Raw genomic sequence first — 25,885 nt, 5'->3', positions numbered from 1 at the left:
CGCTAAGGTTGGGGCTTTCTGTAATTTCATAACCTAAAAATAAGACTTGAGAACTTAATTTACAAACAGTTATTCAATATAATAATAGATTCAATTGATTTGACCTTGCAACGGTCTTAAATTGTAAAGTTCATATTTCGAATATAAAACCTTTTGAAGGAGAAGTATATAAGGAATGGATCAGTGGGAGGAAATTATCTGGACATAATGGTGCGTTTACTCACGATGAATATAAAACTGAAAAGTATCATGATAAGATCATGAATATACCGAAGACGAACTATTAAGAAAATTCCATTTAGCAAGTATTAAAGGTAATTATCCTAAAAAAATATTTTACGAACCTATTTATGACCTTATTGAGCAGACTGATGGTTTTCCAGATTATAGAAATACATTGTATTGGAAACCAGATATTAAAACCGATGAAAAAGGAGACGCAACGATTAACTTTTAGTGTTCCGATATTAATTCCAATTTTTTGGGTCGTATTGAAGGTCTAAGTGGTGAAGGACTATTGGGAACTCAAAATTTTGAGTTTTTTTGTTAAAAGAAGGAACTGAAAATAAGAGTATTTGAGTCAATAGTTAGGTCTAGCAACAGTAAAGTGTGAAAAAATGAGAATCAATTTGAATGTCCGCTATATATCATGATGCAGTAATTTAATTAACTTAATGTCAAATCGAGCGGCCTTGAATATCCGTATGTAGTAGTTTTCGACTCCGCTCAAACTGACAATAATAACCTTTATGAGTTTATACGGATACACATAAACCAATTAACGGTTGAATTGATTGATGGCAGCACACAAGACATTACAATTTTAGAATAAAATGGCGATGGCAAGCCTATTAAAGTTGCTGGAAAAGGACATCTCAAAGGTAAACTAGTAAGCGCAGCGCTTTAAAAAGATATTTAAATAATAGAATATAAATACTAACGGCAATGAGATGTATTTAAAAGATAGCAGTATTTAGTATATAACAATTATAAATTTTAGAGTAGCGATTTTTAAATTTGGATTAAAGACTATAACGGCAATCAATTATCAGAAATAGAGCAAACAGATGTCATTAATTTGGAAAGTGAATACACGTAAATTGAAATATAAAAGACAATGTGTTTAGTGCATTTTTAGACTATAACTTATCGCTACACTGAAGTAGTAATAATCACCTTTTTTTAGCTGTTTATTGAGATACGCACACTCTCACTGTGTTTTTAGGTGTAAATGGGTAATAAGTTATTAAGAATGATTCATAGTTTATACCAAAATGAGACAAGTGTTTCTATCATTGTAATATAATTTGAGACTAACATTTTCAAATTAATAATTGCAAAAATTAAAAATTAATAACAATTAAATTATATGAAGTTATTTAAAGGAACATTAGTAGCATTTGTTTGCGCTGCTATGTTAATGGGATGCGAATCTAAGGAGAAGGAAACGTCTTCTGTAGAAGCTAAAAAGGTAATACAAAATACAGATCTTGTATTAGACTTAAGTGTAGCCAAAGTAAAAACGACCTTAGAATCGTTAAAAGCTGCAGATAGTTTTCCTAGAAACATAACACAGGGAAATAAAGATTGGAACCTTGTTGGAGTTAGAGATTGGTGTTCTGGATTTTGGCCAGGTGTACTTTGGTATGCTTACGAATATTCTAAAGATCCTGAAATTTTAGCTGGAGCAGAAAAATTTACAGCGCCTTTAAAAGAAATCGCTTACACGCCTGCCGATAATCACGATGTAGGTTTTATGGTATACTGTAGCTACGGTAATGGTTACCGATTAACGGGTAACGAAGAATACAAAACAATATTACTTGCTGCAGCAGATACGTTAGCGACATTATATAATCCTAAAGTAGGAACCATTTTATCTTGGCCAGAAATGGTGCCAAAAATTGGTTACAACACGATTATCGATAATATGATGAATTTAGAGTTATTGTTTTGGGCTGCTAAAAACGGTGGAAACAAAAACTTATATGATATCGCAAATAGTCATGCTCAAAAATCTATGGAGCATTTAGTACGTCCAGATTCTTCTATTTATCATGTGATACTTTTTGATGAAAATACTGGAGAATTTACTAAAGGAATTACGCACCAAGGTTACGCAGACGAATCGATGTGGGCTAGAGGTCAAGGTTGGGGAATTTATGGTTTCGCCATGTCTTATAGAGAGACAGGGAATACAGCGTATTTAGAAACGTCTATAAAATTAGCCGATCACTTTTTAGAGCGTTTACCAGAAGATGGTATTCCATATTGGGATTTCGACGATCCAAAAATACCAGATGCGCCTAAGGATGCATCAGCAGCATCTTTAATTGCTTGTGGTATGCTAGAATTAGCCGATCAGTTAGACGATAATGCACTGAGATTAAAATACACGAATGCGGCCAAAGCCTTAATGAGTAAATTAGAATCTAAAGAATATTTTAGTGGAGACACTAATGATGCGCTTTTACTTCACTCTACAGGACATATGCCTAATAATTCTGAAATTGATGTGCCAATAATATATGCAGATTACTACTTTATGGAAGCCTTACTTAGATTAGAAAAGGTAGAAAATAAAATAGCTCAGCAATAAAAAATTAGTTTGTTTGTTTTTTAGTAAATCATGAGATTAAATCTCATTTGGTTTTAACCCTTTTAGGAGAAGTTCTGAAAGGGTTTTTTTATGCCTTATACTCACGTATGCAAACTATTTATTAGTTTTTTATATATAGTTATGTAGGGGCTTTTTTTTGTTTGTATTGTTTAAATTCTCCCTCTTAGTGCGGCTTACAACTTTTATCTGTTTTGCAATTAACAGTTAGAGCGCGTGCCTTAATTTAATTTGTTTTTTACAATGTCATGTTACCTTAACATGAACTCTTTTTTATTAAGAAATAACATCCCTATAGTGTGGAATTTTAATTGAAACTTTAAGAGATCCCCTTGGTATACGGTGTTTTGTTAATAATTGTATATAATAAATAGAGGAGTTTTTGTGCTTAGATCTAATTGTATACTGTATATGAAAATTTAGCATCTGGCTTGGTAAATATGCCATTAAACGGAATATAACCAGATGATTTTAATAGTAAAATTAAAAAAGATTGAATTATTTATGAATAGTTTAATAATAGCAGCGTTTTAGGCTCGAATTTCCTATTTTGGTTGAAAAAAATTGGTTAACCAGTTGTCTTTGGTATTCAGTGGGTTGTGTTTTTCCAAGTATAAATAATTAAGTGCTTTTTTTAACAATCTGGTTTTTAATTGATGCTTTTGGTGGGGGTATTAGCATTCAAAATTAATTACAGTATTGAATTTTAAATTACCTAATAATCAAATCAAGAGGTTCCTTAAAACGATTATAGTATTAATTGTATGTTAATTTTATGAATTACATAAAATCGTAAGCATTAAAAACAGGTAAAAACAAATTTTCAGACAAAACATACTGTTTATAAGGGATATTAGGTGAAAATGGGTGATAAGTTAGACACATAGAATCATGATTTAGAGAATAAATAGGACATTATTTATAATATTGTTAACAGAAATACCAAATGAAATGTTAACGCTTTTTCTAAATGGTATCTAAACAAACATTAATAACATAAAACAATCTATTATGACCAAAAAAAAATTACTAAAACACCATCACTTACCGAAGGGCGTTTATTTAAAAAACTCGAATTTTAATTCATGTAGTATGTCTTAAAATTTGTTTCAGAATTTTACAACCAATTAAATAGTATAACAAAAAAGTAATTTATGTATAAGAATTATAAATTTAAAAAGTCTTCTGTAAAGCCAGCGTTGTTTATGGCTTTATTGCTAAGCTTATCTTATAGCAGTGTTTTTGCTGTTAACGATACGAACAAATTAGTTACTGAAGCACGTGTTAACGAACAGGATTTAACAATTAGAGGTACAGTATTCTCGAAAGATGATGGTATGCCAGCAGCTGGGGTAAATGTAATTTTACAAGGTGCATCTGGTGTAGGTACAGTTACAGATTTTGATGGTAATTATGTTATAGATGTTCCATCTTCATCTTCTGTGCTTGTATTTAGTTATGTTGGGTTTATATCTCAAGAAATTTCTGTAGGAGGAAAAACTAAAATAGATGTAGAATTAGTTACTAACGTTAGTGAATTAGACGAAGTAATTGTTGTTGGGTTTGGTACTCAGAAAAAACAAACACTTACAGGAGCTGTTGCTCAAGTAAAAGGAGAGGACGTTATTAGAGGTAAAGGTACTTCTAGTGCAGCTTTAGCTTTACAAGGAGAGGTTTCTGGGGTAACAGTTACACGTACATCATCTCGTCCTGGTAACGAAGGAACTTCTATTAATATTCGTGGTGCCATTTCTGTAAATAATATTACACCGCTTATTATGTTAGATGGTGTGGAGATTACAGAAACAGAATTATCTGCAATAAATGCAAACGATATTGCAACCTATTCTGTATTAAAAGATGCTTCGGCTTCTATTTTTGGTACTAAAGCTGCCGGTGGGGTAATTTTAGTAACCACTAAAAGAGGTAAAGAAGGTAAAGTTGTCGTGAATTATAAAACTGAAACGCAATTAAACTTTGCTCAAGAATTTCCACTTGCAAATATGAGTCAATGGGCAGAATCTTGGTTAATAGCAGGTGCTAATGATGAAATTTCTTACGTAGACAAAGATGGTGTGTTAACTCAGACTGCAGGTACTTACAGATTTTTTACTGAAGAGCAAACTCAGATGATGGCCGATGGAACGTTTCCATTAGCACCAAATCCATTTTTTGCTAATGGTGTAAATAATTATTATGCAGATGTAAATCAATTTGATGCACAGTATGGTACAACGGTTTCAGAAAGACATGATTTGTCTTTATCAGGAGGTAACGAAAATGTAACCTTTAGAACGTCTTTTGGATATGCTAATGAGCGTTCTCCTATGACGTTTACTTACGATGGACAAAAGCGTTATAACTTCCGTACAAACTTAGAGTATAAAATAAGTAATGTAATTAGTACTGAGTTTACAGTATCTTACGATAATAGAACGATAAATACACCTACTCAAGGTATTGGAAATGGTATTCAAGATGCTAGTATTTTTCCATTGTATAATCCTGCAGGGCAGTACTATGATACTTTTGGAGGAAATAATGTACTGGCTATGCTAGATGAAGGTGGGCGTACTACAAATAATCAAGAATTATTCCGTTTAGGAGGTAGAATTTCTTTAGACTTAAATCAATATGTAGAAGGATTATCAGGGTCTTATTTTGGAAACATAACCTCTAGAAATCAGCGTACTAATGCTAGAAAAACAAGTGTTACTATGTACGACTGGGTTGGTAATGTAACGTTTACACCTACAACACTATTGAATTCTAATATTAATGTTACAGAAGACGATTATATCTTCCAAAACCATGTATTTCAGTTAAATTACAACCGTACTTTTGGGAAAAATACTTTAGGAGTTATGGCAGGGTATACTGCAGAGCAAACACAAGTAGAGAAATATTCTTTGTTTCGTTCTAATATGGCAGACGATAGTTTAGATGATATTAATACTGGAGATGTTGCGACACAAACAAATGGTGGTGGTAGCTCTGAAGTAGGTTTATTATCTTACCTAGGAAAAATTAATTACGATTATGATTCAACGTATTTATTAGAATTAATAGGACGTCGTGATGGTTCTTCTCGTTTACATGAAGATTACAGATGGAAAAACTTCTTCGGTGGTTCTGCTGGTATAGTGATTTCTGAAATGGATTTTATGGAAGATAGCGGATTCAATATGTTAAAATTACGTGCGTCTTACGGTAGTACGGGATCGGTAACAGGTATTGGAGCATACGATTATTATTCTAGTATGGGTTCAGGGTCTACAATTTTTGGTACGACTCCAGAATTATATACAACGGCTAATATTTCTGGAATTACATCTCTAGATCGTTCTTGGGAAACGGTAACAACAGCAAACATCGGGATAGATATCGCTTTATTTAATAACCGTTTAACTGGTACTGCAGATTATTATGTACGTACAAACGACGATATGTTAGTTAATATTACATATCCACAAATATTAGGAGCTACGGCACCAAAAACAAATAGTGGTACGTTCGAAACTAAAGGTTACGAAATAGCTGCAACTTGGAGAGATCAAATAGGTGATTTTAGATATAATATTGGCGTTCAGTATTGGGATAACAATAGTGAAGTTGTTGAAATGGAAGGTAAGACCACAATCATTAAAGGTGTAAATACTATTTTAGAAGGGAAACCATTAAATGCTATTTATGCATATAAAACAGATGGTATCTTATCAACAGAAGCTCAAGTATTAGATTATTATAACCAATATGGTTTTATAGATGGAGACCAACTTACTACAAAACCTGGAACTAAATTACCGCTTTACAGAAGTGCAGACCGTTTAGTGCCTGGGACATGGAATAAAGTAGATGTTAACGAAGATGGTATTATTAATGAAGACGATTTAATTTATGTTGGAGATGCAAATCCTCATCATAGTTTTGGTATTAACTTAGGATTCTCTTACAAGAATTTCGATTTTTCTACCTTCTTCCAAGGTGTAGGACAACAAAACATTGTGAGAACAGGATCGCTTTCTTACCCATTCATGCAATGGTGGACAAACCAAAACCCTACATTCTTAGGTAATACTTGGACAGAAGACAATCAAGGTGCAGAATATCCTGCAGCTTTTTATAATGGTGCAAGAAAAACATGGAATTATGGTGATTTAGCTGAACCTAATGTAATTAGAGCGGCATATATGCGTGCTAAAGTAATTTCTGTTGGATACTCAATTCCACAAGAAGTTTTAGAACGTATAGGTGTATCTAAACTTCGTTTTTCTTTAACAGGTAACGATTTGTTTGTAATCTCTAATATCGAAGATGGTTTAGATCCAGAATTTGGAGATAATACAAGACAAGGAGGTATGATACCTTTTGCATCGACTGTTATTTTAGGTTTAGACCTTACATTTTAATTGCTAATTTTTAATTTAAAGAATATGAGAAATATAAAATTTAATATAAAAACAATAGGGTTGTCAGTCGTAGTCTCTGCATTCATGCTTACAGGATGTTCAGATTATCTAGATCAAGAACCTTTAGATACAGTTACGGAAGCTGTATACTATAAAACGCCACAACAATTTGAAAATGCCGCGAATTATTTTTATCGTCAGGCTTTTGGTTGGGGTATAGGACAAGGCGATGAAACGTCAGATTTATCAGGTAACATTTCCTCAGAAATTAAGTACGGAAGAGGTACTACAGATGTGCCTAATGAAGATGATATGTGGAGTGGCCAATATGGTCAGTTAAGAGAACCAAATCAATTAATTGAAAAAGCAGCAGAATATTCAGGAGATCAGGCAGATATTGCTGTTTCTGTCGCTACAGCTTACTTTTTTAGAGCTTGGAATCATTATAATTTATTACAGCGTTTTGGAGGTGTGCCAATTGTTACTTCTGCTTTAGATGTAGATTCAGAAATATTATACGGTCCTAGAAATAGTCGTTACGAAGTAGTCGCTCAAATTGTTAGTGATTTAAACTTTGCTATCCAAAGTTTGCCTTCACAAAACAGCATTCCAGATTCAGAAGAAGGTAAAATTTCTTTAGAAGCAGCGAAATCTTTTAAAGCACGTGTTTTATTATATGAAGCAACTTGGGAAAAATACGTAGGAACATCTACAGATGGAGATGGCGTATCTTCAGGAGCAGGTTCTGCTAAGCCAGCAGGATATCCTAGTGTAGACGAAATGTTGGCGGATGCTAAACAAGCATCATTAGATGTTATGAATAGCGGAGCATTTCAATTATGGGATCACCGTGCAGAATTAGGAGATAGAAACTTATTTTACTTATTCAACATAGACGATGGTGGAGGTAACCCAATAGGTTATACTAAAGCAGATAATAAAGAATTTATTATTCAAACTATTTACGATTATAACTTAAGACAGATTAGAGCAACTTTAACACACTCTAAAACAAATACACCATCTCGTAAATTAATGGATATGTATTTATGTGAAGACGGATTACCAGTACAATATTCTCCGTTGTTTGAAGGGTATGATTTAATGACTTCAGAGTTTGAAAATCGTGATTACCGTTTAACAAGTTTAGTGAAAAGACCTTTAAAAGAATATTGGGGTTGGGGCTCTAATACCAATGGTGGTGGAGCACAATATGGAGTGCCTTTCGCAGATGCAGGTAAAGGTTGGGACTATACATATGTGCCACAACTATTATCTCCAGGAGGAGCTAGAGGAATTGGTTATGATGGAGTAAAATTAACCATGGAACATATTTTACGTGAAACTAGAGAAGAGTCTTACAACTATCCATTCTTACGTTTTGCTGAAGTATTATTAACGTATGCTGAAGCAACTGTAGAATTAGGTGGAGGTGCAATTTCTGATGGAGATTTAAATATGTCACTTAACTTAATTAGAGAACGTTCTAATGTAGCACCATTAACTAATGCGTTAATCGCGCCTTATTCAGATCTTAATATGTTAGGAGAAATTCGTAGAGAGCGTGCTATTGAGTTATTTGGAGAAAATCAACGTTTTAACGATATTAAACGTTGGGGTATTGCTGTAGAAGAATTAGACCATGATGTATCCTTAGTATATGTTGAAGGTACAGAATTTGAAACGGCAGAGAACCCTAGAAATCCAGGAACATTAATTTACGATGAATCTGCATTTAGTGCTACCGGAACAACTGTAGGAGTTCAATCAGTATCTACTTATGCTGGGATTGCTAAAACTAAAGCAGGAGCTTTAATTTTAGATCCTTCAGGAAATAGAAATTTCAAGCTAATAAATTATTTAGATCCTATTCCAAGAGATCAAATTACTTTAAACCCTAATGTATTACAAAACCCAGGGTGGTAAGATTATAAGTATTTAAAATATTATATTTAATATATTAAAAGCAGTTGCGATTTCTCGCAGCTGCTTTTTTGTTTTACCTGGCTTTTTGTATAGGGTATTCTACTGATAGCCACAAGAACTTAAAGCATTATTAAATGTGTTAAATAGGCTGCTTTTAAGTGCCATATAATAGCGTCCTAAACGATTAGTCTCTTTTTTCTAAAAAGATATGCCAATGCTGACTTTATGGAATTAGTTGTTCTGCGGGAGATACTTTTTCTATATACCTTGAATTTTGTTTTTTTGTGGCCTATCGAAAATTTATCGTAAAATTTGAAGAGAAAGTATCGTAAAATTAAAAGCTGTTTGAGCTAAACGTATGTTCCTATATTGTTGATTTTTAGTAGCGAGTTCTTTAAATTTAGATAGTGAGCGAAAAATTTAGATAAAAGTTCGTAAGCCTAGATTTTTTTGGCTTGGTTTATCCAGAGCGTAGTCGAAGGATCTTTTTATCAATGAAAAAAATGAACATATAATATTATTTAGGACACGATTGATAATAAATAATCACTCGACCTACTTTTTAAAATATAAGTATTTATTTGTGTTATAATAGTAGCCAAATCATAACCAGCTTGTTTTTTACTAGTTATAATCAAGTCTTTTGTCTTATATCTAACAGCGGAGCGGTCTTTTTTCTTTTATCGGACCGCAATGTTTTTTAATGAAAAAGAGGCCGTATTCTAACACATTCTATTTTAAGTTTTAAGGTCTAATTAGTAATCGTAAAAACAAAAATTTTAAGAGGCGCAAAGAATTCTAATAAGATTCATTAAAAAGTACAAATACCCGTGTTATTCCAGTAAAAACAAGTAAAATGGTTTCTGTGTTATAGTAATTGAACGATAAGTTATTCAATATTTGGTAAACAAAATTTAGATTGCAGTAGTTATTGTTTATTAAGTCTTAAAGAAAGTAGTTTAGTCTTAAAGACGAGTTAGAATTGGTTTTTTAAATTCATCCAAGGCGAATAAGTTTCAATTTGGATGAATTTTTTTAAAAAGTGTAAATCGATTTTTTCCTAAAAACAACCAACTTTTTTTTTGAATTTAAATTTAAGTTATGAAAATATATATCCTATACCTCTTAGTATTTATGTGCACAAGTGCTTTGCATGCACAAAATAGTATGAGCAATAATCTTGGAGAGGCACCCGTAAATGGTGGTCTTGAAATGGAAGATTATTGGGTTTGGGGAAGTTCAGTTATAAAAGGCGACGATGACATGTATCACATGTATGCATCGCGATGGCCAAAATACTTACCTTTTCACCCCGGTTGGATGATTGATTCAGAAATTGTACACGCCACTTCTAGCACTCCTGAAGGCCCTTATACTTTTCAAGATGTTGCTCTTGGCGCACGTGGCACACAATATTGGGACGGCCGTTCTACACATAACCCTAAAATTGTAAAATATAAAGATACTTACATTTTGTATTATATGGGGTCTACACACCCGTTTGAGGATGTGACTACAGAAAATGTAAATCAGCTCGATTTAAAAAGTAAATGGTGTATTGCTGCCAGATGGGGAAAACGCATTGGTATGGCAACATCTAAAAGTCCAAATGGACCATGGAAACGTTTAGAATCACCTATTTTAGACGTAAAACCAAATTCATTTTATAGTTATTTAACCTCTAATCCTTCGCCTTTAATAAAAGAAGATGGATCTGTAGTGTTGCTTTTTAAAGGGCGCGATTATAACGCAAATGGAATTACAAATGGAGATATGAGTATAGGCGTAGCAACGGCACCGTCTTACAATGGAACCTACACGGTTATGGGAGATGAACCTTTATTTTCGGTAGATAAATTTGGTGAAATCGAAGATCCGCATTTATGGAGCGATAATTCCGGATTTCATATGATTGCCAAAGATCAGCGTGGTGCAATTACAGGAGGTCAAGGCGATGGACTATTAGCACATTCTAAAGATGGCATACATTGGGAAGTAGATAAAAATCCTAAAGCGTATACCAAAACTGTAAAATGGGATAATGGAGAAACGATAATACAAGGACAATTAGAACGTCCGTTTGTGTTTGTTGAGAATGGAAAACCCACCCATATATTTTTCGCGACTATGGATGGACCTGGCGGATTTGGAAATGGAACCAAAACCTGGAATATGGTTATTCCATTAAATAATAATTAATACACGATAAAAACCAAGGCAACTAGCCTAACCAAATACTTTAAGTCATGAACAAAAAACTATTACTAGCCTCAGTGGTTGCTTCGTTAGGAGGCTTACTCTTTGGATTCGATACCGCAGTAATTTCTGGTGCCGAACAATCTATTAAAGAAGTCTATCAACTCGACGGCTTTTGGCATGGGTTTACAAATTCTATAGCACTAATTGGGACAATAGTAGGAGCCTTATTATGTGGGAGACCAAGTGATAAATATGGTCGAAGAAATGTTTTAATTGTAGTTGCCGTTATGTATGGTATATCTGCTATTGGAAGTGGGATGGCGACAGATTGGTACGATTTCTTGTTTTTTAGATTTTTAGGTGGTTTAGGTGTTGGTGCTTCATCTGTTATCGGGCCTATGTATATTTCTGAAATTGCTCCGGCAAAACTAAGAGGACGCTTGGTAGGAATGTTCCAATTTAATATTGTATTTGGTATTTTGGTAGCCTTCTTTTCTAATTATATTATTAACTCTATTGTAGATGTTGATGCTTGGCGTTGGATGTTGGGTGTAGAAACTCTTCCAGCAATAGCCTTCTTTGGTTTATTATTTTTAGTACCTAAAAGTCCAAGATGGTTAGTGCATAAAGGTAGAAATGAAGAAGCAGGTAATGTGCTTCGGGTTTTAGGAACAGAAAATGCCGAAGGTATTTTAAAAGATATTCAAGACAGTTTAAAAGTTGAAACTACAGGGAAATCTGAAAAACTGTTTGTAAAGAAATTCTCTTTCCCAATCATGTTAGCGTTTCTATTGGCAACATTTAATCAGTTTTCAGGGATTAATGCCATCATGTATTATGCACCTAGAATTTTTGAAATGACGGGTTTATCAAAAGACACTGCTTTATTACAAGTAATTATAATTGGTTTTACAAACATGATATTTACGGTTATTGCAATGTCTGTTATCGATAAATTCGGAAGAAAATTATTAATGAAAATTGGAACCATAGGGATGATTATATTTTTAGGATTAACCACTATGGCATTTTACAACCAAAATTTCACAGGATATTCTGTGCTTATTTACTTAATTGGATTTATTGCATGTTTTGCATTTTCGCAAGGTGCTGTAATCTGGGTGTTTTTATCAGAAGTTTTTCCAAATTCGGTGAGAGCAAAAGGTCAAGCTTTCGGAAGTCTTACACACTGGGTATGGGCTGCTATTCTTACTTGGGTATTTCCAATAGTTGCAGAGTTAACTAATGGAGGAACCTATGCTTTTGCATTCTTTACTGTAGCCATGATATTACAATTAGTATTTGTCTTTAGAGTTATGCCAGAAACTAAAGGAAAGACTTTAGAAGAATTGGAAAAAATGATAATGAAGGAGAAATAAACAGCATATCTGTTTTTATAATATAACTTCTATGGGATATTGAATTCGTTTTCAGTATCCCATAAAAGCAATTAATAAGTAGCAAATAATTAAGGTTCTGTTATGATTAACAACAGGTTCTTAATAAAAATTTAAAAAAATGACTAAAGTAATAGTCTACATATCGGCTTTTTTAATGACTTGCAACCTTTTTGCGTCGCAAGTAGATACCCTCTTGGTGTATAGTAAAGCCATGAATAAAGAGATTAAAAATGTTGTGATTACACCAGATAATTACAGTAAAAAAGGAGGCGCTTATAATGTGTTGTATCTTTTACATGGTGCTGGAGGCGACTATAAGGCGTGGTTAGGAAAAGCACCTGCTATTAAAAAATATGCAGATGAGTACAATGTTATTATAGTGTGTCCCGATGGCGATAAAACCAGTTGGTATTACGATAGTCCTATAGACTCGACTATGCAATATGAAACATACATTACAAAAGAATTAGTGTCTAAAATAGACGACACCTATAATACGACCGCAACTAAAAGTAGCAGAGCGATTTCTGGCTATAGTATGGGTGGTCACGGTGCATTATACTTAGCATTTAAACATCAAGATTTATTTGGAGCAGCAGCAAGTATGAGTGGAGGCGTAGATATTCGTCCATTTCCATTACGTTGGGATATTGCCGAACGTTTAGGACCTTATGCTGAAAATCCTGAAATATGGGATCAGAACACCGTTATTAATTTAGTGTATTTATTAGATGGCAAACAATTAGAAATTCTTTTTGATTGTGGAGTAGACGACTTTTTCTATAACGCCAATCAGAGACTGCATTCTAAATTACTAGAACGAAATATTCCACATGATTATATAGAACGCCCAGGCGGACATACTAATAAATATTGGAGTAACTCGATAAAGTATCAGATGTTGTTTTTTAACGAATTTTTTAAGAAATCCAAAAACTAATTATTATGAACCTTAAAATTTTTAAACATATTACAATACTTGCTATTTGTGTGTCTTTTTCATGTAAAGAGCAACCGAAACAAGAGGAGGTTATTGTAACTGAAGTGGAAGCGAGTCAACCCAATATCATAGTGCTTTTGTGCGACGATTTAGGGTATGGTGATTTATCAAGTTTTGGTCATCCAATTATAGAAACTAAAAACTTAGATAAATTAGCAGATACAGGAATTAGATTAACCGATTTTTACGCTACAGCACCAGTCTGTTCATCCTCTCGTGCAGGTTTACTCACCGGAAGAAGCCCAAATCGTGCTGGGATTTATGATTTTATTCCAGGTTATAAAAAAAGTGAAGACAATAGAGATTTAGTGCATCTTCAAGCCGATGAAGTGACCATTCCGATGCTATTAAAAACAGTAGGTTATGAAACCTGTTTGGTAGGGAAATGGCATTGTTCGTCTCAGTTTAATTCTGAAGAACAACCACAACCAAACGATCTAGGTTTCGACTATTGGTTTGCAACGCATAACAATGCTGTACCAAGTCATGAAAACCCAAGAAACTTTGTTCGTAATGGAGAAGGAGTTGGCGAAATAGAAGGATACAGTAGTCAGATTGTTGTAGACGAAGCCATTAAATGGTTAGACCAAAAGACAAGCGATAAACCATTTTTTCTTGAAGTGGCGTTTCATGAACCACATGAGCCAATTGCCTCTCCAGAAGATTTAGTTCAAAAATATTTACCAAAAGCTAAAAATAGAGAAGAAGCAGAATATTTCGCCAATGTTGAAAATGTAGATATCGCTGTAGGACGATTAATAGCCTATTTAGAAGACCATAATTTAGATAATACGCTAATCGTTTTTAGCTCAGATAATGGACCAGAAACCTTTATGAGATACGATCGTGCAAAACGATCATACGGAAGACCAAACCCTTTAAAAGGCATGAAGTTATGGACCAACGAAGCCGGTTTTAGAGTGCCAGGAATTGTAAACTGGATTGGTAAAGAAACCTTTACAGGAACATCTAATGCGGTCGTTTCTGCTTTAGATTTATTACCCACTTTTGCAGAATTATCAGGAGCAGAATTACCAGATAGAACTTTAGACGGAGAATCTTTTGTTGCCCTTTTAGAGACTGGAAATTTTGAACGTACCAAGCCATTAATATGGGCATTTTACGATGCAATTAACGCACGTCGTGTGGCCATGCGTATGGGAGATTGGAAAATAATGGCACGACTGGAATTAGATAATGAAGAATTACCACACATTCATAATTTACACGATGGAAATATTGAAGAGGTAAAACGTGCAGAACTTACAGATTTTGTGTTGTTTAATCTAAAAAATGATATCGCAGAATCTGAAGATTTAAGTCTTGAAAACCCGGAAGTTTTCAAGGTTATGAAAGCTGAATTTGAATTACAATATTTAGAATTGTTAGAAGATAGCCACGTTTGGGTGCGAAATGAATAAATAGTAATAGGACTTATTAATAGTTAAAATAAAAATGGGGTTAAAATTAAAAAATTTCAGTGTTGTATTGTGTTTCGCATTATTAATTTTCTCGTGTAGTAAAGAGAGTAATGAGACATTGTTATACTCGCCAGACGGGAAGAAATCTATAGTGTTTTTAAATAATACATCTAATGATGCATTAACGTTCTCTGTTTTTTATGGTGAACAAGAGGTGTTGTTATCCTCAACTTTAGAATTACTTTCAAATGATTTAGATTTTTCAGGAGCGGTTTCAATATTGAAAACAGAGCATAGTAACGTCGATGACACTTGGGATTCTAATTTCAGTGAATTAAGTACCATTCCCGATCATTATAATCAGATAAAACTGTATTTAAAAATAGGCGAAACTAAGATTAATCTTATCGGGCGTGCTTATAATGAAGGTGTCGCTTTTGCTTACGAAATTCCGGAACAATCTAATCTTTCAGAAATTGCATTAACTGAAAATATTCATTATAATTTTAAAGAAGATTACAACGTGTGGTCAACGCCTAAAAGAGAACCTGGTGTTTTAACGGCACAAGGGGAATATAGAAATATACCAATTACAGAGTTAGAAATAGGTAGTGATCGCCCTTTAGTCATTGAAATAAACGATAGTATAATCATTGCTTTAGCAGAAGCAAAACTAGTAGATTATGCAAGATTGAGTTTCAATAAAGGTACAGCTTCAGAGTATAGCATTTTATCAACATTAGATGGTAAAATGAATGAGAGTAAACAAGATACGATTACGGGAGCTATAATTTCTGAGGAAAAAATAGATGGATATAAGGTGCATAAAACACTTCCGTTTCAATCGCCTTGGCGCGTAATCATGTTGGCGAAAAATGAAGGCGAACTTTTGGAAAATAACTTTATTATTCAAAATCTAAACGATCCTTCTAAAATAGAAGATACATCTTGGATTATACCTGGTAAAGTGTTGCGTGAAACCACATTAACAACACAAGGTGCCTTTGCTGCGATAGATTTTGTAGCCGAACACAATATGCAGTATATCATGTTTGATGCCGGCTGGTATGGCGACGAAATGAAAAACACTTCGGATGCTACAACGGTAACTTTAGATCCAAAACGATCTAAAGGCCCTTTGGATATGGAAGTAGTTACAGCATATGGTAAGGAAAAAGGCATTGGACTTATTTTATATGTAAATCGACGTGCTTTAGAAAAACAGTTGGATGACATATTACCGCTATTTAAAAAATGGGGTGTTGCTGGAATTAAATTTGGTTTTGTTCGTGTTGGCGATCAGGATGCAACCGCATGGATGCATGAAGCTATAAAAAAAGCAGCCGATTACGGAATGATTGTAGATGTACACGATGAGTACAGACCTACAGGTGTTTCTAGAACGTATCCTAATTTATTAACGCAAGAAGGTATTCGTGGAGATGAGGAAACCGTACCAAATGCACATACTTTAATAAGTATGTTTACACGTAGTCTTGCAGGAGCATCAGATAATACGGTGTGTTATTATAGTAGTAGAGTTGGGCAAATGGGATCGCATGCATCTCAGTTGGCAAAAACCGTATGTGTTTTCAGTCCGTTACAGTTTTTATATTGGTATGATAAACCAGCAGCTTCTCCTGAAAAATTAGATGGGTTATGGGGAGATACCAAACATATCGGCAACGAACCAGAATTAGAATTTTTTGATGCCGTACCAACCACTTGGGATGAAACCAAAGTGTTACATGCCGAAATGGGAGAAATAGGTGTAATCGCTAGAAGAAAAGGAACAGAATGGTTTATTGGAGGCATTAACGGTGTGACAGCACGAGAAGTGAATTTAGATTTTTCATTTTTAAAAGAGGGGCAAACCTATATTGCGAAAGTATATACCGACGATGAAAATGTGAATACAAGAACACAAGTTAGAATTGAAGACATAGAAATCAATACCGATTCGAAATTAAATTTAAAGGTGAAGTCTAACAATGGTTTTGCGATGCACATCAAACAAACTAAAACGAAATAAAATGATAAAGAACTGCAGCTTACTTTTTATCTTTTTGTTGAGTAACATGGTGATGTTTTCGCAAAATCAGATAGAAGTTAATGTCCTGAAATTATCAGGAGAGATTCCTAATGGTAAATTGCAAATACAAAATTTAGTATCTAAAGGCGATGCTATAACTGAAAAACGCACGCATAAAATAAAATTATATCCGAATATTGAGTTTCAAACTTTAGAAGGAGTTGGAGGTGCATTTAACGAAATAGGAGGAGCCGCTTTAATGGTATTACCAACAGCTTTACAAGACGAAGTGATGACAAATCTTTTTAGTGTAAAAGATGGTGCAGGATTTACGTTTTCTAGAACAGCAGTTGGCGCCAGTGATTTTGGATTAGATGCCTATAGTTATTCAGAAAAAGCTGAGGATTATAATATGGAACATTTTTCTATAGCAAGAGAAGAAACTTCTGTAATTCCATACATACAACACGCAATTAAGCAAAATCCAGACATGAAATTATTTGCTTCACCTTGGAGTCCTCCAGGCTGGATGAAATATTCAGGAGTTATGGATCAAGGAGAAGATTTTCCGGAAAAGAATAAATTAAAAGACGAACCTAAAATTTATGAAGCGTATGCCTTATATTTTTCAAAATATATAAACGCATATGCAGAAAAAGGAATTACAATTGATCGTTTAATTATTCAAAATGAAAATGATGCGAACACAAAATATCCATCTAATGAGATGAATGTGGAGCAAATGAGCAAATTCACAAAAAACTACTTGCGTCCGCAGTTTAAGAAAGATAATATAGATACCGAATTATGGGCAGGCACATTTAGAACGCATGGCCAATTAGATGCTATAGAATTAGTGGGAAACCCAGATTATATGGCGTTATTTGATGGTGTTGGAATTCAATATACAGGAGCGGTGTACATTAATCAAATGAAAGATCTTGCGCCAAATGCACATTATATGCATACTGAAGGAAGATGTGAGAATGGTAAAAATACTTGGGATCAAGCATCGAAACGTTTGGGAGAAATCGCAAATTATATCAATAATGGAATTCCAAACTATTGTTATTGGAACATGATTTTAAATGAAACTACAGAAAGCGGTTGGAACTGGAAACAAAATTCATTAATCAATATCGATCGTCAAACAAAACAGGTGACTTACAATCCTGATTATGCCGTGATCGCTTTTATGAGTAAATATTTAATGCCTGGAGCTAAGCGTATTGCAAACTATGCAAAAGAAGATGTGATTACTGTAAAACATGACGGTAAAATTTATATGCTTGTTCAAAACAATAGTGAAGAAACGCAGGTCTATGAATATCAAATAGAACATGGGGCATCTAAAAAAGTTGAGATTCCTAGTCAATCTTTATCAACTATAATTATTAGTTTATAATTTTTTAATACTCAAAATGCATATCGCAATGAAAAAATTAACGGTTTTAAAATTACTGACTTTTGCACTTCTTATCGTTGTGTCGTCTTGTAAAACTGAAGAGAAAAAAGAGGAGTTAAAGGTTGTGAAAAAGGAGCTTCCAACAGAGCGCCCAAACATTATTTTTATGATGTCCGACGATCATGCCTATCAGGCGATTAGTGCGTATAGTGATGTTTTAATTGAGACTCCAAATATAGATCGGATTGCAGACGAAGGGATGTTGTTTACAAATGCCTGCGTTTCTAATTCGATATGTGCACCATCAAGAGCGACTATTTTAACAGGAAAACATACGCATATTCATGGTAAAGTCGATAATGTCTTTCCGTTCGATGAGTCTCAAATGACCTTTCCGCAATTACTTCAAGAAGCTGGTTACCAAACGGCGATGTTTGGAAAATTACACTTCGGAAATAATCCAAAAGGGATAGATATATTTAAAATTCTACCAGGACAAGGACAATATTATAATCCAGATTTTAACACCAATGAAGGATTGATTACAGTAGAAGGTTATGTGACAGATATTATCATGGATATGACCATTAATTGGTTAAAAAATGATAGAGATAAAGACAAACCATTTATGTTGTTTTCTATGCAAAAAGCACCGCACAGAGAATGGTTGCCAGCACCGCGTCATTTTAAGGAATACACCAAGAAAACATTTAAAGAACCAGAAACTTTATTCGACGATTACGAAGGAAGAGGAACTGCGGCTAAAACGGCAGAAATGAATCTTTTAAAACACATGAACTGGGCAGGAGATTCTAAACTCTATCCTGAAATGATGGAAGAGTTGGGCATTGAAGACGTATCGGGTTGGGATTTGGAAGCCTTCGAACGTGAAGTTGGCCGTATGAATCCGGAACAACGTGCTGTTTGGGATTCGGTATACAGACCAATGATGGAAGAGTTTAAAACACAATATCCAACAATGAACGACACCGAATTAATGAAATGGCGTTACCAACGTTATATGCAAGATTATTTAGGGTGTATCGCATCGGTTGATGAAAATGTGGGCCGTCTATTAAATTATTTAGAAGAAACAGGATTAAACGAAAATACGATAGTTATTTATACCTCAGATCAAGGATTTTATTTAGGAGAACACGGTTGGTTCGATAAACGTTTTGTTTACAATGAATCTTTTAAAACACCATTATTAGTGCGTTGGCCAAACGTTATTACACCTGGAACTACAAGTACAGAAATGGTTCAGAATTTAGATTTTGCACAAACCATTTTAGAAGCTGCTCATGTGGTGCCTCCATCAGATATGCAAGGTGAAAGTTTATTGCCGTTATTATTGGGTAACAATGAAGAATGGACGAGAGATGCTGTGTACTATCACTATTACGAGTATCCTGGAATCCACATGGTAAAAAGACATTACGCCATAATTACACAAGATTATAAATTAGCTCATTTTTATTATGATGTAGATGAGTGGGAATTGTACGATCGTAAAAATGATGTGAATGAAATGCACAATGTTATTGACGATCCTGCGTATGCAGATGTGGTTGTAGAACTTAAACAACAGCTAGTCGATTTACGTAAACATTATGGAGACAGTTCTGATTTAGATCAAGAGATTTTGAAAAAATATTTAGAAGCAAAAAATAATCCAGATATAGAAACGGTGCCGCTTCATTAGAAGATTAAACTCCATTTATATCTAATAGTATTAAGTCATGAGATTTAAAAATATATCAATCTTAGTAATAACCTTCTTTATATGCGCTGTACAGAGTCATGCGCAAAGTAAAACGAGTCATCCGCGTTTATACGCAGATCAAAACGATAGACAAGAGATACTAAATAAAATTGAAACCGAAGCTTGGGCAGAAGCCTCTTGGATCGCATTATTAGAAGATATCAATCCCTATGTAGAACGTCACGTTACAGATCCAGAATGGATTGTTTCCAGATTAGCGATGTATTGGAAAGATGGCGAACATTATACACAATGTTATATTAAAGATCAAAATTGGGATTATGGCGAAGGTAATGCTCCTGTGCCTACAGTGCGTTTACCAGGTATGCGTACCTGGAACGATTATGTAAATGTGCCTTTAGAGGACCGCGTTCCGTATAATGAATCTGGAGATTTATTAGGAATTAGTCGCTCGAATGCCGATAAAACACCGGTTTTAATTCCGTATAAAGAAACAGGACACATGATTCGTGCTAATAATATGGAAATATTAAAGTTAGCAGAAGAAGCCGCTTTTGTATACTACGTGACTCAGGATGAAAAATACGCAAAATTCTCATCAGATATTTTATGGACATGGTTGTTGGGAACGTATTATATGCAGCCACCTTTAGATCCGGAAGAATCTACTAAAGGTCCTGGAGGATACGAGCCAGGTGGAATTATGGGCTATTACGATTATGAAGTGATTCATGACGACAGACAAATACCGACTGCCATTGCGTATGATTTTTTATATGATTATATGAATGCCAATCCGAATCCGCAATTAGAAAGCATGGATAAAACAACTACCGAAGTAGCTGGTGTTGTCTTTAAACGTTTTATAGAAATCGGATTGATTCGCGGTGGAAAAAAAGGAAATTGGAATGTGAATCGCTATAAAAATATCTTGAATAGTATGCTTGTTTTAGAGCCTAATGACTATTATGAAGATGGAAAAGGGCGTGAGTATTACATCCCGTTTTACACAGAAAAATCAGGCGAGCATTATGCGGGTTTACCAGAAATATTAGAATTTTATAACACTACTACCGGTTTATGGCCGGAATCTCCGGGCTATGCATCAGGAATGATTCCTACAGTTTTAGATATGGGCGTTATATTACATAAATCTGGAGTGAATACGTTAGCAGGAAACCCAATTATTAGTAAAGCTGCTTTAGCAAATTTAGGATGGTTAGATGCTCGCGGAAACTTGGTGGTCTTTGGTGATATGCGTGGTGGACCAGCAGATATTTCAGCTTTCGAATCTTTATTGACTTATTCCACATGGGAAGGAGATACCGAAACAGCTGAAAAAATGGCTACGGTTATTCGTAAAAATATAGCCTCTGGGCAATATGATAGAAATTCATCCGATTGGAAAAGCATTGTTTTTAATCAACCCTTACCAGATTCCGGAAGTGAATTGCCGTTTTACGAAGCAGCATATTCTCCATTTCATGAACATATTATCATGAGAAATGGAAACGATGAAGCTAACGGTATGATGTTTACGTTATATGGAGGAAAAGAAAAATCGCATTTAACAGCCAATGGAATTGCGATGCAGTTCTACGGTAAAGGTTGGGCGATGGCACCGGATGCTTCGGCATACGAATCGTATTGGTCTAAAGATGCGGGATATCATAGAGGCATTACAGGATCTAACACCATTGTACCTGGTTATAGTAGTGGAGAAATTACTGTAAATGCTATGGATCCAGCGGTAGATATTACAGCAGGATTTTATAATGCTGAAAAAACTTCGGAAAACGTATCTTTTGCAGATGTTTCTGCGGAAGAAAAACGTCGTGTGGTCGCTATGGTGAGAACTTCTAAAACCACAGGATATTATGTCGATATTTTTAGATCGAATCAATTAGATAACGATTATATGCATCATAATCTTGGGAATGGAATAGTATTGAAAAACACTTCAGATATACCATTGACTTTAGAAGCTGTAGATGATTTAGGAGTAAAGTATGATAAAAATTATGCCTTTTTCAAAAATCAAAGAAAAGTAAACTATACAGACGATTTTAATGCGACTTGGACCACCACAGCAGTGTCTCCTGAGTTGCATGTAAATATGTGGATGATGGGGCAAAACAACCGTGAGTTGTATGTGGTTGATGCACCGCCAACAACATTAAGAACAGATATTACGCCTGGAGAAGTAAATAAAAGTCCAGAAACCACGCCTACATTAATTGTGCGTCAGAATGGAATTAATGGTGAAGCACATCCATTTGTTTCTGTTTTTGAAGCGTATGAAACCGGTGAAAAATCGATTAAAAAGATTTCAAAAGTTGGTGAGTTTACGACTTTAGCAGCCCTTAAAGTAGAATCGAAACAAAGTACTCAATTTATCTTGAGCGCAATAGATGATAAGGTTTATCAACCAAGTAAACATTTGAAATTTCAAGGAACGTTTGGAATTGCTTCAGAAAAAAATGGTGTATTTGAATATTTATATTTAGGAAAAGGGAAGATGTTACAACATGGAAAATATAGTATAGAAGCCGTAAATGAAGCTGTTTCAGCAGAACTGAAATACGAAAATGGCACATATTACTATTCGTCAGATCAACCAATATTAATTAAACTTAAAAAGGGAAAAGCGAAAACCTATCCTGCAGGTTATAATATTGAAATTTAAATGTTCGTAATAGGTCATAAAAGGTTCGTCACCCTGAACTGGTTTAACTTCGTTGAATCTTCGATTTCAGGGGCTCCTTGTTAAGTGTTCGATTTTCAATGATAATGAGATGCTAAAACAAGTTCCGCATGACGTTGAAATAAGTAATATGACTTAAAACGAATATTCGTTATTGAAATAAAATAAATGAAAAATAAAGTGCTTAAAATAAAACCGTTTGCATTATTTATGCTTTTAGGAACACTAATGTGTTCTACAATTTCCAGTGCTCAAAATACATCGCATCCAAGAATTTATATTTCAGAAGGGTCTAGAACAGCCTTTTTAGAAGACACTAAAAATGTAGCATGGAAGCAAGATTTAATCGATAAAAAAGCAGAGGGTTTAGAAAAATATTTAGAATTGTGTGAAAACGATCCCACTTGGTTAGTGTCTAGATTGCAAATGAATTGGAAAACGAAGCACAACAAGGTGTATCTTAAAGGTGGGGATTTCGATTACTCTGAAGGCACTGCTCCTGTAGCAACGGTACGGTTTTCTGGGACACGTGATTGGGCAACAGATTATATAAGTCCTAGATTAGAAGACATAGAACCGTATTTCGATGATCCGCGTGGGTATTATTTACAGCATAAGGAAAACGGAATTAAAGAATGGGTGCATCCGTCTAAAATGGGACATGCTATAGAAGAGATTAATAGAAGTATTATGGATTTGGTTGCTGATGCTGCATTTTTATATTGGGTAACCGGCGATGAGAAATATGCTGAATTTGCTACACCTGTATATAAAACCTATATTGAAGGGATGTATTATCGTGATGCTCCAATAGATTTAACGAATTCAGATCAGCAAAGACTTTCGGGATTAGCAACTTTTGAGGTTATTCACGAAAAGATTCTTATTCATTTAATCACGACTTACGACTTCTTATTTAATTATTTTGAAGCCAATAACGTAGATCTAGATCATAGTACGAAGGTGTTTCAAAAATGGGGAGATCAGATTGTGAAAAATGGTGTGCCCGATAATAATTGGAACCTATTTCAAGCGCGGTTTTTAATGTATGTCGCTATGGTATTAGATTCCGATTCTTCATATAAAAATGGGAAAGGACGCGAATACTTTTTAGATTTAATCTTTAAGACGTCTACCGATAGACAATTATCGATTAATGAATCCTTATTGGTTTATGATCAAGATACCGGTGTTTGGCCAGAAAGTGCCTCATATTCGATTCATGTCATCACCACTTTATTAAAAATTGTGACCTTATTAGACCAATCTACAAACAACAACGAATTGGCTCAATTTCCAATTATTGAAAAGGCGGCATTAGCGTCATTTCAATATTTATTTCCTAGTGGATATTCTATAGGTTTTGGAGATTCTAATCATAAAACATTACCTCCAGAAAATTTTGAATTACTTATTGCGACGTATAGAAAATATAACGACTCTAAAAAAGAAGTTGTTATTTCTGGGTTATTGGAACAAATGATTGCAAAAGGGGAATACGAAAGAAAAGCAACAGATTTATTCGAATTGTTTTTCTATGTCGATCATTTAAAACCAGAAAAAACTACAGAAAAAGAATTGCAACAGTTAACATCTCCAACATTTTATGCCCCAAATGTGAGTTTATTTAACCAACGTTTAGGCATAGGAGAAGATGCCATGATGGTGTCTACTTTTGGATCTTTCGGAAATCATGCACATGCCAATGGGGTTGCCATAGAATTGTATGCAAAGGGCTATGTCTTAGGTCCAGATATGGGAAAAGGATCTAGTTATTGGCACGAAAATCATAACGAATATTATTCTAAATTTCCGGCACATAATACAGTTGTAGTCGATGGGATTTCCGATTATGAAGCTATGCGTAGTTATCATCCGTTTACTTTAGATCAGGCATTTCCGAAATCGGGAGAAGAACCTACATTTAACGGATTAACATATTCTAAAGTGTCTTTTTTCGAACCCAAGGCAAAAGCAGATCAGCAGCGATTTACAGCACTAATAAAATCAAAATCGAATGCAGGCTATATAGTGGATGTTTTTAGATCTAAAACAGAAAAAGACGGCAAACAAAGACACGATTATTTTTATCATAATTTAGGACAATCGCTTCAACTTTTTGATGTGAATTCTCAATTGCTTAATTTGACGACAACAGACGAGTTTGGTAGTAAATATGGAGATGTAAAAGGATATGATTATATCACTAACAAAAAGAAAATTGCAACGACTAAAGATGTACAAGCACTTTACAGGCTGAAAAGTGCAGATGAGCCAGATAACCTGATGAAGCTTTGGATAAAAGGTAGCGAAAATCAAAATATTTATACTGCTTTGGCTCCAAAATCTAATGTCATTAGTAAAGGAACAGCGCCAGAAGCCGTTTTAAATGATTCTATACAAACTTTAATTGTACAGCGTAATGCTGCGGCTTGGGATAATCCGTTTGCTGTAGTTTTTAATCCGTATATGGAAGGGCAGGAGAATCCAATTTCGAAAGTGACGTATTCAAAACTTAAAGACAATCCAAGTACGCAAGTGATTGATGTATTGCTTGCTGATACCAAAACGACTGATAAAATTGTTTTAAACACTTCGGAAAGAGCGATTGTAGAACAAGATGATTTTTACCAACAAGGAGTATTGTCTGTAGCGCGTTTAGGAAATAATAGTACAGATTTAGAGTATTTCTTTATATCAGGAGTTTATAAATACAAACAATTTGGATGGGAAATTATTGCATCGGGTGAAGCTGTAAGCGTATCGGTAGAACGTTCGGGAAACACCTTTACAATTGAAAGTAGCGGACCAATACTTATTCGTGCACCTTTTGTAGATGGGAAAAAAGAAGCTGAATTAAGAATTTTTGATAACGGTAAAATTATTACGAAAAGACAAGGTCAGTTAGGTCGAAAAAATCCAGACCAATTGGAATTTATATTGGGGAAAGCACAGCCTAAAGTGCAAATTGTATTTTAAAACAAAGGTTTAAATAAATGGTTGTATTGTTATAAAAACGTCTATGATGTGATATCATAAAAAATGA

12 protein-coding genes are annotated in these 25,885 nt (G+C 34.3%); all 12 read left to right on the top strand.

Annotated elements, in window-relative coordinates; all coding sequences use genetic code 11:
* The first annotated feature begins 1,369 nt into the window (after nt 1–1,369).
* The 12 genes from R6X41_RS18380 to R6X41_RS18325 all read left to right on the top strand — a co-directional run bounded on the left by R6X41_RS18380 (nt 1,370) and on the right by R6X41_RS18325 (nt 25,818).
* Nucleotides 1,370–2,599 carry a glycoside hydrolase family 88 protein gene (locus R6X41_RS18380; protein ID WP_318501822.1) on the top strand — a complete coding sequence of 410 codons (1,230 nt, stop codon included), beginning with the start codon at nt 1,370–1,372 and terminating at the stop codon, nt 2,597–2,599.
* Between the two features lie 1,172 nt (nt 2,600–3,771).
* Nucleotides 3,772–7,026 (top strand): SusC/RagA family TonB-linked outer membrane protein, encoded by a 3,255-nt coding sequence (locus R6X41_RS18375; RefSeq protein ID WP_318501821.1) that lies wholly within the window; start codon nt 3,772–3,774, stop codon nt 7,024–7,026.
* Nucleotides 7,027–7,050: 24 nt separating this feature from the next.
* Nucleotides 7,051–8,952: a RagB/SusD family nutrient uptake outer membrane protein gene (locus tag R6X41_RS18370; protein ID WP_318501820.1), complete on the top strand. Its 1,902-nt coding sequence runs from the start codon at nt 7,051–7,053 to the stop codon at nt 8,950–8,952.
* 1,101 nt (nt 8,953–10,053) lie between these two features.
* Nucleotides 10,054–11,151: a glycoside hydrolase family protein gene (locus R6X41_RS18365; protein WP_318501819.1), complete on the top strand. Its 1,098-nt coding sequence runs from the start codon at nt 10,054–10,056 to the stop codon at nt 11,149–11,151.
* 47 nt (nt 11,152–11,198) lie between these two features.
* Nucleotides 11,199–12,530: a sugar porter family MFS transporter gene (locus tag R6X41_RS18360; RefSeq protein ID WP_318501818.1), complete on the top strand. Its 1,332-nt coding sequence runs from the start codon at nt 11,199–11,201 to the stop codon at nt 12,528–12,530.
* A 139-nt stretch (nt 12,531–12,669) separates the two neighbouring features.
* Entirely contained in the window at nt 12,670–13,491 is an 822-nt protein-coding gene (locus R6X41_RS18355; protein WP_318501817.1) for an alpha/beta hydrolase, read from the top strand.
* Nucleotides 13,492–13,496: 5 nt separating this feature from the next.
* On the top strand, nt 13,497–14,972 hold the full coding sequence (locus R6X41_RS18350; RefSeq protein WP_318501816.1) for a sulfatase-like hydrolase/transferase: 1,476 nt from the start codon (nt 13,497–13,499) through the stop codon (nt 14,970–14,972).
* Nucleotides 14,973–15,006: 34 nt separating this feature from the next.
* Nucleotides 15,007–17,004 (top strand): glycoside hydrolase family 97 protein, encoded by a 1,998-nt coding sequence (locus R6X41_RS18345; RefSeq protein ID WP_318501815.1) that lies wholly within the window; start codon nt 15,007–15,009, stop codon nt 17,002–17,004.
* Between the two features lies 1 nt (nt 17,005).
* Nucleotides 17,006–18,409, top strand: a complete 1,404-nt coding sequence (locus R6X41_RS18340; RefSeq protein WP_318501814.1) for a glycoside hydrolase family 30 protein — start codon at nt 17,006–17,008, stop codon at nt 18,407–18,409.
* A 28-nt stretch (nt 18,410–18,437) separates the two neighbouring features.
* The gene (locus R6X41_RS18335; protein ID WP_318501813.1) at nt 18,438–20,114 is read left to right on the top strand and encodes a sulfatase family protein; all 1,677 of its coding nucleotides are present in this window, start codon (nt 18,438–18,440) and stop codon (nt 20,112–20,114) included.
* Nucleotides 20,115–20,151: 37 nt separating this feature from the next.
* A complete protein-coding gene (locus tag R6X41_RS18330; RefSeq protein ID WP_318501812.1) occupies nt 20,152–22,821 on the top strand; it encodes an endo-acting ulvan lysase-like protein in 2,670 nt (889 codons plus the stop codon).
* A gap of 186 nt (nt 22,822–23,007) precedes the next feature.
* Nucleotides 23,008–25,818 carry a heparinase II/III domain-containing protein gene (locus R6X41_RS18325; RefSeq protein ID WP_318501811.1) on the top strand — a complete coding sequence of 937 codons (2,811 nt, stop codon included), beginning with the start codon at nt 23,008–23,010 and terminating at the stop codon, nt 25,816–25,818.
* Nucleotides 25,819–25,885: the final 67 nt, after the last annotated feature.

Source organism: Formosa sejongensis (genome assembly GCF_033447105.1).
Classification (GTDB): Bacteria; Bacteroidota; Bacteroidia; order Flavobacteriales; family Flavobacteriaceae; genus Formosa.
This window is presented reverse-complemented; position numbering and strand designations above follow the sequence as displayed.

Coding starts and splice junctions, on each gene's coding strand:
- R6X41_RS18345 (WP_318501815.1), top strand. CDS start 15,007: ATGGGGTTAAAATTAAAAAATTTCAGTGTTGTATTGTGTTTCGCATTA.
- R6X41_RS18350 (WP_318501816.1), top strand. CDS start 13,497: ATGAACCTTAAAATTTTTAAACATATTACAATACTTGCTATTTGTGTG.
- R6X41_RS18340 (WP_318501814.1), top strand. CDS start 17,006: ATGATAAAGAACTGCAGCTTACTTTTTATCTTTTTGTTGAGTAACATG.
- R6X41_RS18325 (WP_318501811.1), top strand. CDS start 23,008: ATGAAAAATAAAGTGCTTAAAATAAAACCGTTTGCATTATTTATGCTT.
- R6X41_RS18380 (WP_318501822.1), top strand. CDS start 1,370: ATGAAGTTATTTAAAGGAACATTAGTAGCATTTGTTTGCGCTGCTATG.
- R6X41_RS18330 (WP_318501812.1), top strand. CDS start 20,152: ATGAGATTTAAAAATATATCAATCTTAGTAATAACCTTCTTTATATGC.
- R6X41_RS18370 (WP_318501820.1), top strand. CDS start 7,051: ATGAGAAATATAAAATTTAATATAAAAACAATAGGGTTGTCAGTCGTA.
- R6X41_RS18360 (WP_318501818.1), top strand. CDS start 11,199: ATGAACAAAAAACTATTACTAGCCTCAGTGGTTGCTTCGTTAGGAGGC.
- R6X41_RS18365 (WP_318501819.1), top strand. CDS start 10,054: ATGAAAATATATATCCTATACCTCTTAGTATTTATGTGCACAAGTGCT.
- R6X41_RS18355 (WP_318501817.1), top strand. CDS start 12,670: ATGACTAAAGTAATAGTCTACATATCGGCTTTTTTAATGACTTGCAAC.
- R6X41_RS18335 (WP_318501813.1), top strand. CDS start 18,438: ATGAAAAAATTAACGGTTTTAAAATTACTGACTTTTGCACTTCTTATC.
- R6X41_RS18375 (WP_318501821.1), top strand. CDS start 3,772: ATGTATAAGAATTATAAATTTAAAAAGTCTTCTGTAAAGCCAGCGTTG.